Below are 11,467 nucleotides of genomic sequence, written 5' to 3'. Positions count from 1 at the left end.
CTCTAGAAAAAGCTCTGCTTGACGGTAATGATGTCACCCGGACGTAGTTTGGTATCCAGATCAGCTTCGATGATTTCCTGATCCGTACCCTGCCCACGTTTTATGATGATTTTTTGCTGAGAAGCTCTTGGTGTTAAACCGCTGGCCATAGCGATCGCCTTGTTGATAGTGAGGCCTGGAAGATAGGCATAGCTTCCCGGGGTGTTTACTTCTCCATCAACATAGAAGGAGCGATACTCCTTGATCGTCACATCCACACTGGGGTTCACCAGGTAGCCATCGAGCAATCCTGCGGATATTTTTTTCTCCAGGAGGGATGCGGTGGACCCTGTCACCTCAATTTCACCCAGGTACGGATAATTGATTACCCCGCTATCGCTGAGCCGTACTTCAAGCGTCAGTTCATCCTCCCCGAAAACCCGGATCGATATGACGTCGCCAGTGCCCAGTTGATATTGCTCTTCGAGCACAGATACCGGGGTATCGGCGCAGGCAATGTGAATCCCGCTGGCCAGGGTGTACAAAACCGATAGCGGGATGGCCCATTTTTTTGCGTTTTTCAGCATGTCCAGAGTCCTTTCCTTATCAATAGGATGCATCAAATCCGAGAAATACCTGATTGCGTTCATAGCCAAGAATTTCCTCGTTGGCATCTTGATCCAGAGAAGAAATACCCGTGCGAATATCCATCCAGGGGCGAAATTGATAACGTACCGTGAGCCCCCAGCGACGAATGTCTTGCTCCACACCGGTTCCGGCAAAATCTGCCTTTGTGTAGCGAAAATAAGTATTGCTGCTGACCTTTTCGTTCCAGGAGTGTTGCCAGGCAAGGAGGCCGGATATCGCATCGACATAATTGGCAACGCTTGCAATGGAATCCACCGGGCGCCGCTCGGCTGAAAAGGTAAGCTCGCTTGCTTCAATCGGCCGCCAGTCCACGGACGCGATCCAGCGCGGGCGTTGGTAATCCTGGATGTCGGTGTTCTCAAAATGCTTTTTGACGATGCCGCCGAGGAGCAGGACGGTCAGTTGTTCCGTTTCACGTTCACCACCGAGCATTAGGGACGCCTCGCGATTGTCGCGGTCCGGCAGTGGGTTAATACCCGGCTCATAGCGGATGCTGCGCGCATCGAGTTGCCCGAGGAGGGCGCTATTACTGCCGACATTCACTGACGCAAGCGCACTGAGATAGGGCACGCGTCTGTCGAGGGAATTTATCTCTTCAAGGTAATTGCGGTCTGTCGCGCCGAGTGTCAGATCCAGGTGGCCACGAGCGCCCTCGGCACCATAGCCATAGGTGGCGAACAGGTTGGACTCCCGGTAGCGATCCCGTTCGAATATGAGGCTGTCGAGATCGTTGGCAACCTGATCATTGAACTCTTCGTGAATATCCAGGTATGCCGCGCCAAGCGTGAGGCTATGACGTTGGCTTATTTCCCAATCGGCACCAGCGGTCAGCGCATGATCGGTATATGAGGCGCGCCCGCCATCGAGATAGTTACCGTGGGAAAGGGCGTACTGCATGGAATAAACTGTGGCGCCGCGATCGTACTCCACCAGTACACTGGGGTTTGTCACCAGCAGATAGCTGTCGATGGGGTTATCCGGCGAACTATTGATGTTGTCGTCGTAACGCAGGTCCATCCCGAGTGCCGGTGACAGTAAAAAACCGGAACCGAGCTTGATAGGTTCAGCCAGTGCGGATGTCCACTGCAACGAGAGAGCAAGACACGTAATTTGGCCTGCACCGAGTAAAAATTTGCCGAGCACGATATACCTTCCTGTATGCGATATCGCTTACAGGCGGGGACTGCTTATTACCCGTCCGCAAGATGCCGGATTACCTTGCCGGCTTAATATGTGAGTTTAGAAACACCCGTGAAAATCGCACGGATTACGCTGTAAATATTTTCTGAACGGCGCACACTTTTTTTAATACGCATTTTTTCCGGTAAACCCGCGCACGAGTGTCATGCATAGGATGTAAATATCCAGGTGTAGTGACCAGCTGCGTATGTAGTCCAGGTCGTGTTCTATCCGCTTGTGCATTTTTTCCAGTGTGTCGGTTTCGCCGCGCCATCCGTTGATTTGTGCCCAGCCGGTGATGCCCGGTTTAACCTTGTGACGCAGCATGTAGCCGCTGACAATAGAGCGATATTGTTCATTGTGTGCCACAGCGTGCGGTCGAGGTCCGACGATGGACATACTTCCACTCAGCACATTGAACAGTTGAGGCAGTTCGTCCAGTGATGTACAGCGCAGGAACCGACCCAGCGGAGTTATCCGCGCATCGTTGCGACAGGCCTGCCGAATATCGGTGCCGTCTTCGGTGCAGAACATGGTGCGAAATTTCCATACGTCGATGGTGTGGCCATTGAGGCCGTAGCGCCGCTGTTTAAAAAGTACCGGGCCCGCGCTGGTCAATTTGACACTTCCGGCAATCAGAAGCATAAGAGGCGTCAATAGAATCAGGGCAAGGGATGCAACGACGAGGTCCTCCAGCCGTTTTAACCAGCTGTTTAACCCCTGGATTGGAGTGTCGTAAATACTCAGGATTGTGCTTGTGCCGATACGCTGCCAGCGTGCACGGAGGAGATTGCTGCCGAATATATCTGGCAGTAGATAGACTGTGGCAGTGGTGTCAGCGAGCGCGGCCAGCAGCTTGCCAATATGGCCTGCTTCGCTGGTCGGCAGTGCGATATATATGAGATCTAACTCACCGTTGCGCGCAGCTTCCAGGGCCTGCTCCAGTTCACCGGTGATACGTTGACGTGCCCCGGGGTGCGCGGAATTCGGCACGGGATCGTGCCCGGGAATACGGTAGATTCCCCGTAGCCGAATACCGAGTTGCGGGTTGTTTTCCAGATCCTGGGCGAGGCTTAAGGCCGCATCAGTGAGACCGAGGATGGCTGCTGAGCGTGTATTATGGTTGTTGCGTCGTAAGTAGCTCAAAACCCGGCGCAGGGTGTAACGCCAGAGTCCCAGACCTGTCAGTGTCACGCAGAACCAGGTGCCGACCAAAAGGCGGGAATAGTCCGGGCCATGTCCGGAAAAATACGCCATTAACAAGAGGAGCAGGCAAACCATTGCCCAGGCGAGGGTGGCGGTTGCGAGCATGTTGCGAAAGCTATCGGTACGCCAGGATCGGTAGAGGTCAAGAGATTCCGCGATAAAGGCAAACAGGATCCCGGCACTTAGGCCGGCGATCAACCAGTCCTTGTTGAACCCTTGCCCCAACAGCGTCGTGCAAACCACCAGAGCAGCCAAAATCAGAATGCCGTCTACTGCCCGATAAACCGCGGCCAGATCACTCTGGTGCGCGCGAATCCATCCCTGATGCACTACCTACCTCCAGGGTTTCCCCTAACCACAACTTCGGCATCAGATACCTACAGAATGCTAACTGAACATTTTGGGTATCAATTAATCATTAAGGTTGGCAATGCATCGCAGGAGTGCAAGTTCACTGTTTAAATATTGTCATCGATGGTTACGAAACGTTAAGTCGCCAGAGAACTTTCCTATAACGCAGTGGCTTAGACGACATTACTTGCTGTGTAGAGCGACTTGCATCACGGAATAGCGACAATCTGGCAGTACGTTGAACTTGAATACTATGCGGATGCGAGGCACTGGTGGTAAGTGGTGTCACATAGAGACCGAAAATACCAGCGCTTTAATTCGCGGTCGATTCCGCTTGGATTGTATTGCAAAGTAGCGCGACATATTCCCACGGGCTTCTCCGCAACCGCTAACCTGCTCTTGTTGACCCTGAAATACCAAGTGCGAGGACAGGCCATGGACTCTACTTCAAAGGCGTTACAAGTCAGTAAGCCTCCGCGAAAAGTACTCCGAAGATCTTTCGGCAGGCTATTCGGAATCCTGCTGGGGATGCTACTCAGTGCCACGGTGATGGCGGAGTACCATGTGGATGCAAATGCCGGCAAGGACACGAATGACGGTTCCGCCGCTGCCCCCTGGGCCACTCTGGAAAAAGCCCGACGCACGCTCAGGGGCGGCGCGCAGGTTATCGTCCACGGCGGTAGTTATCCCGCTTTTGTAGAGCGCAGGGCGCCAGACGTTAGCCAGTTTCTCGAATTTAAGGCTGCGCCCGGTACACAACCGCGCCTCGAGGGCATCGAGCTCGAATACCGCGAACCTACTGATGCTTACCTGGCTTTTGACGGCTTCGAAATTTACAGTGAAGGACGCCTGCGTCTGGTGCAGGCATTTAATGTGCGCCACCTGCGTGTCCGAAACAGTGTGCTGCACTCAGATCACTGGTCGCGCGGCCCGCACCAGGGGGTTTTTGCCATAAACCTTCGCCGCACGGCCCACGTATTGATTGAGCGAAACCGGCTCTACGAGGTGTTTCGTGGTGTGCTGATTCGCAAGTCGGAACATGTGACAGTTCGGGGTAACTTCATTACTGTTAAAGGTTCATCCGGTGTCATTTACATGAGCGGCAGCCGTTACGGGTTGATCGAGTACAATCATGTCACCGGTGAGGAGTACACCCGCTATCCAGAGGACCCACGCGCCTTTGATCGTCCCCACCAGAGTATCATCGCAATCAGTGCCAATGATCTTGTCGTGCGTGGCAATCTGTTGCACGGGATTGGAAATTCTTCAGGGATGATGTTGTACCCCAAAAATATGCCCTCGGACGCCGATACCTACAGCAACATCCTGATTGAGAGTAATGCGTTGTACGACACCTCGAACAACAGTGCGCTCCGGATATACAATCTCGGCGACAATATCGTCCTGCGCAATAATTTCTTTTTTTCCAAGAAGCGTCCTGGAGACTGCGACGGGGTCACCGGCGATGCGCACTACCGATACAATGTTGCCTTAAACGTACATTCAGTCGCGGAGGGATTTGATGGGTCTGGACTGGAGCTGTACAACAATATCTTTCTGGGTGCGGCGCTAATCCCTGAAAATGCAGTCGAGCGCAGTAATCTGTTCTGGTCTCTGCGGTCGGGAAAGGAATGGCGCGAACGTCCAATCAGTAGTGATTCCCGGTTGATCGTCGATGAAAGAAAGCGCTGTGGGCGCCATCCGACGCTGATGGAAGATGGTGGATTCTTCAGGGTGAAGAACGATCTCAATTTCCCGGATAAATCGGTGCTCGATCTTACGCTTTCATTGCCTACTGCCGAATTGCCGAAAGTTGATGAGGCGCAGTTGCCAGCGTTTTTCCTTCCTCCTCTTGAGGCCAGCGGTTTCCTCGGCGCGCCGGTGTCACGGAGTCGACTGATACGACCCGTGCCCGGTCCGGCGCAGTCACCAGAGAAATCCGCCAATGTGCCAGTATCCCACCGCGAAGTAGTGCATTGACCGAAATGTAAATCCTTGGGCCAGCCAATAGGTATGGCCCACTATTTTTCCAGTACCTCTCGATCGCGACCACGGAGGCCGTGCAGTAGTCGTTTGATGTGATCCCGTAGTTCCGCTGGCAACATCAGCCTGATTTCCTGTTGCAGGAAGAGCAGCTTGGCCAGACCCCGTGCACGGTTGATGGGGAATCTTAATAGCTCTGGCCACAGGTATTGGATCAGCAGGTGACACAGCCTGTTTTGAGCACGAAGCGGTTCAGGTAGTGAGAGTAGCGCTTTGTAGTAGCGGCCGCAGTTGAATGGGCTGATAGAAGGCAGGGCGATATCGTGTCCGTACATACTTGGGCCCGCCCAACAGCCCAGGCGAAGTTCCACATAAGCGATATCGAGCGCATTGCCGACACTGATACCCGATGGCAATGACGCCAGCCACTGTTTCGCCAGATTCTCCGTCACTTCATTTTCAACGAATTCGCAACGGCGCATCAGCTCCCGTGCACTCAAGGTTTCCTTTTGCTCATCGCCCGAGTACCAATAGGCAGTGCGCATGGATTCACCACAGGTGCCGGTAATCTCGTGACAGTAGCTGTTGTAGACACGTGCGGTGGTACAGAAGCTGGCAACAGTGTCTTCGATACAGCCGCCAGTACGGGCGAGCCACTGCTCGATCTCACCTTCAGCGGGGGGCACAAACGGCAGTTTGCGATACTCCAGGGAAAACTCCCGGGCTATCTGTGCAGCGATATGGCAGTCGAGACGCGTGCGCGGGTCATCCACAGCTACCGTCTGAAAGCGCATTTTTGTGCGAAAATCCCGCGATGCAGCCAATACCATGCGGGAATCGAAGCCCCCGGTGAGGTGCGCTACATTGTGTCCGGCATCAACCAGCGCTTTGACGTTGGTACGCAAACATTGGGCGATAGACTTTGCCACACTCTGCGTATCAATTTCCGGGTTTCCGCGCAATCCATCGCCTTCGGGCAAAGGGAAGAACCGCGTGCTGCGGAAATCGGATAGTGTCAATCGGTGATTGGGCATGAGGCGCTGCACGCCAGCGTAAGGCGTTGCGCCAAAGGAATACCACTGCTCCCGCTTCCCACCGGAAAACGCTTGGCGTATTTTTTCGTCCCACTGTAATTCGCCTAATAATTGCATGGCCGCAGGCGTCGAGGCGGCGATGCCGCGCTCTGCACTGTAAACCAGAGACATCAGACCGCCGGGATCTGTTACCGCTGCGAGATCTCCATTGTGGGGAAACAGGAATATGAAGCGCCCGCCATATTCATCGTATTCTTCTGGCAGGCCCTGTTTTTGCGCACTCGATTCAACCGTATCGCCGTCCGCCAGTAGCCGGCCTCGCCACAATACCCAGCCGAGAAGCAGGCCGATGTCGCAGCCGCTACTGTTGCGCACTCTTATCAATGGTACTTCTGGTGCGAGGGACAGCCACCAGTCCAGGTATTCCATTTTGCGCCAGCCGGGGAGCTCAGCGCGTGGTGTTTTCGCCAGCAGGAATTGTTTTGGAAGTTGCATGGAAACGTTTTCCCCGTATTTGCCACAGGCGTCGGCATTCTCCGCGCAGATCGGGATCTGAGAGTGCCAGTGTGCCTGCGAGTAGCAGCGCGACACCTGCGCCGTAGGTGACTTGCAGTAGTAGTCCACCAATACCTTTTGCTTCAGGTACGGCGTCATCAAAGATGAAGATTGTTGCCCCGGCGGCTATCGCGCAACTGGTCAGTATCAGTAATCGGCGAACGAACAAATGCTTGCCTTCAGCGAGAGGCACCAGATATACCGACACAGCCAGAGCAACCACCTCCCCGGCGATACCACTCGCCGCCACAGCCTGAACAGGGTAGCCGGCGTGGGCAAGATACAGTGCCAGCGGCAGTGAAAAACTGCGAAATATATTCGCGATCATGGCGTTTTCCGTACGCCCCTGACTATTGGCAATAACGGAAGGCGCGATCCTGAGAACCCGCAGAGCCTGCATGATGCCAAGCAGCGTGATCACGCTGGAAGCCTGTATATATTGCGTACCAAAACTGAGCTGGATCAGTGCTGGCCCCGCGAGTGCAAAGCCGCTCACCATCAGCAGACCGAAGCAGGTACAGGCAGTCAGTGCCAGGGTGCTACAGCGTCGGAAAAATAACGGGTTATCGCGGCTGCGTGCGAGTACTGGCATCAGCAGGAAGGCGCTCAACTTTGCAAAAATCAGTGTCGGTAACATACACAGGGAAAACGCCACGCTGTACCAGCCAAGTGTATGCATGTCGAACAGCGAGCCAATAATGACGCGGTCACCCTGAAAAATACCAAACATCAAAAATCCGTTGATCAGCAGCGGCCAGCCGAAACGCAGTTTGCGCCGCGCCAGTGGCCAGTTAAACGTCCAACGATAGGGGCGCCGTGCCAGTAAATGTGATGCGATCACATAGAGCAGTGCCTGCAGAATGATCACCACCAGCATCACTCTGAAGTCGTCAAACAGTAGCGCAGCGGCGCAGGCGACGAGCAGCGTCAGCAGCTCCGGCACCGTATCGAACAGTGCCGTCGGCAGAAAGTCCAATTGCCGTTGACGTACCACCAGGTCGAAATGCATCAACCCGTGTAGCGCAGGAACCACAGCAATTAGCTGGAACCCATATATCAGGTGCGGAACACCGAACAGGTTGGCTACTGGCGCAGCGATTAGGATCAGCAGTAGCGCAAGTAGCAGCCCCTTCACGAACTGCATTAAATGAGCAGAAGCGAGCATGGCATCACTGTCGCCTTCATCGTCTTGAACCAACACCCGATCAAGGGCCAGGTTACTGGTCATTTCCACTAGTGAAATGGTGAGGGCAAAAGTAGTGGCAATACCAAAATTTTCACTATCGATGTGTCGCGCAATGATGATGTTGCGCAGCATTGAACTGATGGCGACGACGCCCTGGCTCACGCTGAGTACCGAGGCACCTCTCACGATTCTCTGACGGACAGACAAAGCTGGCTCCTGATTTCGCCTTTCGTTTCGCCTGGTGGGATTACCGGGCACGTGCCGATGGTGGCGGGCGTGCGGCGTGCCTGTACAGCAATAGTTATGATGGCCCGCGCTGTAGCAGGAGCGTCAAGCCACCTGAGTTTAGACAGACTGAATTGGCTCGGGTGTGCTTCGATGCCATTTGTAGGGTGATTTTTAGCGGAATTTTTGGCGTCGGCCTGTGAGCGAACTTGTCGCTCGTACACTAATCTGAGGTGGACCGCCGCCGGCCTGTCTGTGCTGTAAGGATACGAGCGCAGGCAACGACAACGGGTATCGACGAATAACCAGGATCAGTAATCTACAGGGCCGTCCATGACTGTTATCTCCCTACTTGGAGCCGCACCGGATACGGGCAACCTGGGCGTGAGTGCTCTGTCGCGTTCTGTTGCGCTCGGAATCAGGGAGCGTATCCCTGACGTGGATTTGTGCATTTTTGACAACGGCCGTGGAATACGTACGGACCATTTGCAGACTGGATCGGAACGGTGGCCAGTTCGCCGCTGCGGGCTGAGTAACAGTCGTCGCTTCTATCGCAGCGAGAGCCTCGCGCATATGCAGCTCAGCCAGGTATTACCCGGGTTTCGCAACCCCGGAGTAATGGCCATCGAACAATCTCGCGCAGTACTCGACATCAGTGGCGGCGATAGTTTTACCGATCTGTACGGTGCCCACCGTTTCGCATTGATCACCAAACCAAAACTGATAGCGCTACGCGCAAACCGTCCGCTTATCCTGTTGCCCCAGACATATGGTCCTTTTCGCGAGAAAAAAAGTCGCGCACAGGCGGAAGATATAGTGCGGCGGTGTCATTCCGCATGGGCTCGCGATACCGAAAGCTTTGCCATCTTGCGCGAATTACTCGGGTCGGACTTCGACGAGGAGCGCCATCGCTGCGGGGTGGATGTGGCTTTTATGTTGCCGGCGGTGGCGCCGCCAAAAGTGGATGACTCGCTTCGGCCGTGGCTTTGCGGGCAGAGTGAGGAAACCGTTGGGCTTAATGTAAGCGGCCTGATCTATAACGGTGGTCGCGATGCGGCACGGCGCTATGGTATTACTGCCGACTACCCGCTCGCGCTGAAGCGCCTGATCCAACGAATGCTGGCGGAGTCTTCGGTAAATATTCTACTGCTGCCACATGTTCAGGCGTCCCCGGATCAATGTGAATCTGACTTGCGCGCCTGCCGGAACCTGATTGCGTGCCTGGGGCCGGGTGTCAGCGATCGCGTGAAGGTACTTGAGGACCAATACAACGAGATGGAAATTAAATGGGTGATTGCACAGATGCAATGGTTTTGCGGAACGCGCATGCACTCGACCATCGCCGCACTCTCATCCGGTGTTCCCACAGCTGCGATTGCTTACAGCGATAAAACCCGTGGTGTATTTGCCAGCTGTGGTCAGCAGGCGCAGGTGTTCGACCCGCGGAATCTGGAGACGGCTGATCTGGTGGATGGCGTTTTTCACGCATTTCAACAGCGTGTGATGTTGCGGCAGCCGCTGCAACAGCGGTTACCCAGCGTATTGGCACAGGCCCGGGCGCAGATGGATGCCATCGCGGCCAGTTGTGCGCCGGAGCCTTCCGCTGTTCCTGCCTAGGGTAGCGGGGAGTGGCGAAGCTTTCCCCGCTCTATCCGATAGAACGGTGATGATCGGACTCACTGGCTGCTGAAAATATATTGTCAGTAGCCTGCTAATATTGATGCAGTCGCGAAACGGGTTGTTCATTCGTTTTTGCGCTGGGTCGCTTTTAATGCGCAGTTGTCGGCCGGACATGGAAGTCCATGCAGATTATCAAGACCATCGAAGAAGTCAGAAATTTCCAGTTGTGTACCGGGTGCGGTGTTTGCGCCGCGCTTGAGCGCGAACGCTATGCAATGGAAGATGTACCTGAGGAGGGCATTCGGCCGCGAGTGAAAGAAGGGGCGCCCGCTGCCAGCGGGGCTGCGTTTCACGCTTGCCCTGGCGCTCGCCTGGAACACGATTTCGACAAAGATGATCGGGCTCTGAACGCTGAACTGGGTAGCGCCTGGGGACCGGTATACGAGGTGCTTGAAGGCCACGCCAGCGATGGAGAAATACGCTTTGCCGGTTCCAGTGGTGGTGCCGCCAGCGCGCTCGCGCTCTACTGCCTCGAACAGCGACAGATGCGCGGTGTATTGCACACCAGTGTCGATCCTGAACAACCATACCGCAACCGTACCGTATTCAGTCGTGACCGCGCGGCATTGCTGGCCGCGACCGGCTCCCGCTACGCGCCCTCCAGCCCCTGCACAGAGTTGCAGCAGATCATTGATGCCAAAGGTGAGTGTGTATTTATTGGCAAACCGTGCGATGCGGCGGCGGTAAATGCTGCCCGTAAACAGTCGCCCCAGCTGGATGAAAACCTTGGACTCAGCATCGCGTTCTTCTGTGCTGGTGTACCTTCCACCAGTGCGTCGCTGCAGTTGGCCGCGATGCAGGGTGCGGATAGCCCCGAATCGATTCGCGCCCTGCGCTATCGGGGCAATGGTTGGCCCGGTGTCTGGTCGCTGGACTATATGGTCCCGGCAGACGAAATCGCGACGGGCGGCGAACCCCGGCGCCGTACATTGAGCTATGCCGAGTCCTGGAGTTTTCTTCAGCGTCACCGCCAGTGGCGCTGTTACATCTGTCCTGATCACACCGGGGAATTTGCTGACATCGCGGTTGGGGATCCCTGGTACCGGGAAATAATTCCGGGCGAGCCCGGTAGCTCACTGATTGTGGCGCGTACGCCGCGCGGGCAGCAGATTCTCGACGGTGCCATTGCCGCCGGTTACCTGACCGTGACCAAGCGCGAGGCCAGCTTGCTGCCCCGATCACAGCCCAATCTTCTGGCGGCACGCGGCAGTCTGTGGGCGCGGTTGCACACCCTGCGTTTGTTTGGCGCCGCGGTGCCACGCTTTTCCGGTTTTACGCTCTTTCCTTTCTGGTGGCGCGAGCTCAATTTTGTCGACAAGGCGCGCTCGATATTCGGTACGGTGAAACGCATCTATAGAAAGCGCTTGCGACATCCGGTTACGGGAGCCTCCAGATGACTTCAAGGTTCCAGCCATCAATAATTTTTTACGCACGTCGCACT

Annotated in this window: 8 protein-coding genes; 3 read left to right on the top strand and 5 right to left on the bottom strand. The window is 55.2% G+C overall.

Going from position 1 to position 11,467, the window contains the following annotated elements; translation table 11 throughout:
- Positions 1 to 2 precede the first annotated feature (2 nt).
- From LC093_RS14940 to LC093_RS14930, 3 genes are all read right to left on the bottom strand, one after another.
- Positions 3 to 629: a polysaccharide biosynthesis/export family protein gene (locus LC093_RS14940; protein ID WP_226666845.1), complete on the bottom strand. Its 627-nt coding sequence runs from the start codon at positions 627 to 629 to the stop codon at positions 3 to 5.
- The gene (locus LC093_RS14935; RefSeq protein ID WP_226666463.1) at positions 586 to 1,770 is read right to left on the bottom strand and encodes an outer membrane beta-barrel protein; all 1,185 of its coding nucleotides are present in this window, start codon (positions 1,768 to 1,770) and stop codon (positions 586 to 588) included. Before LC093_RS14935 ends, LC093_RS14940 begins: the two co-directional genes overlap by 44 nt.
- Positions 1,771 to 1,932: 162 nt before the next feature.
- A complete protein-coding gene (locus LC093_RS14930) occupies positions 1,933 to 3,342 on the bottom strand; it encodes an undecaprenyl-phosphate glucose phosphotransferase (protein ID WP_226666460.1) in 1,410 nt (469 codons plus the stop codon).
- Between the two features lie 549 nt (positions 3,343 to 3,891).
- On the opposite strand from LC093_RS14930, the gene LC093_RS14925 reads away from it, so the two are divergent.
- Entirely contained in the window at positions 3,892 to 5,343 is a 1,452-nt protein-coding gene (locus LC093_RS14925; RefSeq protein ID WP_226666458.1) for a right-handed parallel beta-helix repeat-containing protein, read from the top strand.
- Between the two features lie 41 nt (positions 5,344 to 5,384).
- Here the strand turns inward: LC093_RS14925 and LC093_RS14920 are convergent, their stop codons facing one another.
- Positions 5,385 to 6,875, bottom strand: coding sequence for a hypothetical protein (locus LC093_RS14920; protein WP_226666455.1), 1,491 nt, complete (start codon positions 6,873 to 6,875; stop codon positions 5,385 to 5,387).
- A complete protein-coding gene (locus LC093_RS14915) occupies positions 6,829 to 8,328 on the bottom strand; it encodes an oligosaccharide flippase family protein (protein WP_226666453.1) in 1,500 nt (499 codons plus the stop codon). Before LC093_RS14915 ends, LC093_RS14920 begins: the two co-directional genes overlap by 47 nt.
- 351 nt (positions 8,329 to 8,679) lie before the next feature.
- Between LC093_RS14915 and LC093_RS14910 the strand changes: the two genes are divergently transcribed.
- Entirely contained in the window at positions 8,680 to 9,963 is a 1,284-nt protein-coding gene (locus LC093_RS14910; protein WP_226666451.1) for a polysaccharide pyruvyl transferase family protein, read from the top strand.
- Between the two features lie 185 nt (positions 9,964 to 10,148).
- Positions 10,149 to 11,423 (top strand): Coenzyme F420 hydrogenase/dehydrogenase, beta subunit C-terminal domain, encoded by a 1,275-nt coding sequence (locus tag LC093_RS14905; protein WP_226666441.1) that lies wholly within the window; start codon positions 10,149 to 10,151, stop codon positions 11,421 to 11,423.
- Positions 11,424 to 11,467 lie beyond the last annotated feature (44 nt).

This window comes from Microbulbifer aggregans (assembly GCF_020524005.1).
Classification (GTDB): Bacteria; Pseudomonadota; Gammaproteobacteria; order Pseudomonadales; family Cellvibrionaceae; genus Microbulbifer; species Microbulbifer aggregans_A.
The sequence above is the reverse complement of the archived record's forward strand: the minus strand, read 5'-3'. Positions and strand labels throughout refer to the sequence as shown.

Bases quoted from the DNA above. Each gene is read 5' to 3' on its own strand.
- LC093_RS14940 (WP_226666845.1), bottom strand. From the start codon at position 629: ATGAACGCAATCAGGTATTTCTCGGATTTGATGCATCCTATTGATAAG.
- LC093_RS14925 (WP_226666458.1), top strand. From the start codon at position 3,892: ATGCTACTCAGTGCCACGGTGATGGCGGAGTACCATGTGGATGCAAAT.
- LC093_RS14920 (WP_226666455.1), bottom strand. From the start codon at position 6,875: ATGCAACTTCCAAAACAATTCCTGCTGGCGAAAACACCACGCGCTGAG.
- LC093_RS14910 (WP_226666451.1), top strand. From the start codon at position 8,680: ATGACTGTTATCTCCCTACTTGGAGCCGCACCGGATACGGGCAACCTG.
- LC093_RS14905 (WP_226666441.1), top strand. From the start codon at position 10,149: ATGCAGATTATCAAGACCATCGAAGAAGTCAGAAATTTCCAGTTGTGT.